Origin of the sequence: Halorubrum sp. FL23 (genome assembly GCF_052439115.2) — an archaeon.
GTDB classification, from domain to species: Archaea; Halobacteriota; Halobacteria; order Halobacteriales; family Haloferacaceae; genus Halorubrum; species Halorubrum persicum.
Genome location: NZ_JBQVRO020000052.1, coordinates 1 through 1,467 on the forward strand (window position 1 = coordinate 1; position 1,467 = coordinate 1,467).

At 53.2% G+C, this 1,467-nt stretch carries 1 protein-coding gene; it reads right to left on the reverse strand.

Features of this window, described 5'->3' with window-relative positions:
• Nucleotides 1-19: 19 nt before the first annotated feature.
• Nucleotides 20-1,357, reverse strand: coding sequence for an ISH6 family transposase (locus ACT4MF_RS18820; RefSeq protein ID WP_444683850.1), 1,338 nt, complete (start codon nucleotides 1,355-1,357; stop codon nucleotides 20-22).
• Nucleotides 1,358-1,467: the final 110 nt, after the last annotated feature.

The window sequence follows — 1,467 nt, forward strand, 5'->3', positions numbered from 1 at the left end:
GGTCGCGTCTCAGAACCGTTTAGACTTCACCTCCAGTGGCCTCAACTGAGGTAGTGCAGTGAATCTTCTCGTTGAGTGATTCACACAGAACCGTATCGAAGAACTGGTTGTAGCGATCTGGGTCTTGGTACTTCACCAGTCGGAGCTGAAGCACTGCATTCAATCCATCCCGGCTCCACTGCATCCAGTCTCGCTTGCATCGTTTAGCGACTTCACCCATTGCCCGTTCGACGGGATTCGAGGTCCACCGCACCTCGATCCCGTCGAGTGCTTTCTCAGCAAACGTCTGCATCGACGGTAATCCCCGCCGCAAGTACGCTGCTGCTTTCTCTGAGCCGAACTGGCTCAATTGCCAAGTCGTCTTCTCTATCCGTTCGCGTGTTCGGGCGATCCGCTTGCGGATCGCCGAATACTCCTCTTCTGGACGGTGTTTCTCCACTGAATTCTTCAGATGGAACAACTCACCACTCACGTCTGAGATGATCTCTTTTCGCGTCTCCAATTCCAGTGCACCATCAACGGATAGCCTGTGTCTGAGCGAGCGTGGAACATGTACCAAATCAAGTTGGTGGTAACGGTCTTCGGCGGTAAAGGCCGTCACAAGTCTGTTTTCGCTATCACTGACGACCGATGCGTCGTCAGTGATCGCGTTCTGTTCGTCAAGGTCACTCGCAATATCGATCCAATCAGCATTGACCGAGACATCAAGCACAGATCGAGTTTCACCATCATCGTCTTCCGCGAGTGTGATCTGAACCTCGTGCTGACTACGGTCGTCATCCTGACTATGACACTTTGTCCCGTCAGGGATGACGGTTTCAGCTTCCGTACCCGGAATGTGGTCAGAAACAAACGATGAGAGTTTCTGACCGTAGTCTTTGACTCGCCGCTGGATGGTGTCGGGCGACGGCATCTTCTCGAAGCCGTCGCCCGCCGAGGCTGCGTCCCGATACGAGAGTGTTGTAGCGAGATCAACTGTTTTGAGAGAGATGTCCTCTTGATAACGCTTCTTTCCATCGAACTGAATGAGGTTCTCAACAGGGCGGAAGTGTGACTGTTCATCTTCACCGGCAGTGGTATCCTCAACGTAGTCGAGGGTGAACGTGTGCTCGCCGGCGGTGGTTACCGCCGAGCGAGTACACGTCGCAGAGCGTTGAAATCTCTCGGTTCCGTTGCCGTGAGCGTGTTTTTCACCGCAGAAGTTCTTGACGGAACGCTCGTTGAGGCACTCGACAAGTGCCTCAACGAGGATAGACGTGATGTTCTGCTTGGCGAGTATCTCAGTTATCACGGCGAGTGGATACTGCTCGGTAGGATCAATCGTCAGAGCCAATTGGACGGTGAGTGTAATCTCGATTGGGGACTCTTCCATTCTAACACTGAAGCAGTCCCCTTCCTCTGACGTATCAACTGCTACTTCGTTGCGTCGAGTGTTGGCTTGGTTCTAAATGATCTTGCGACGCGACC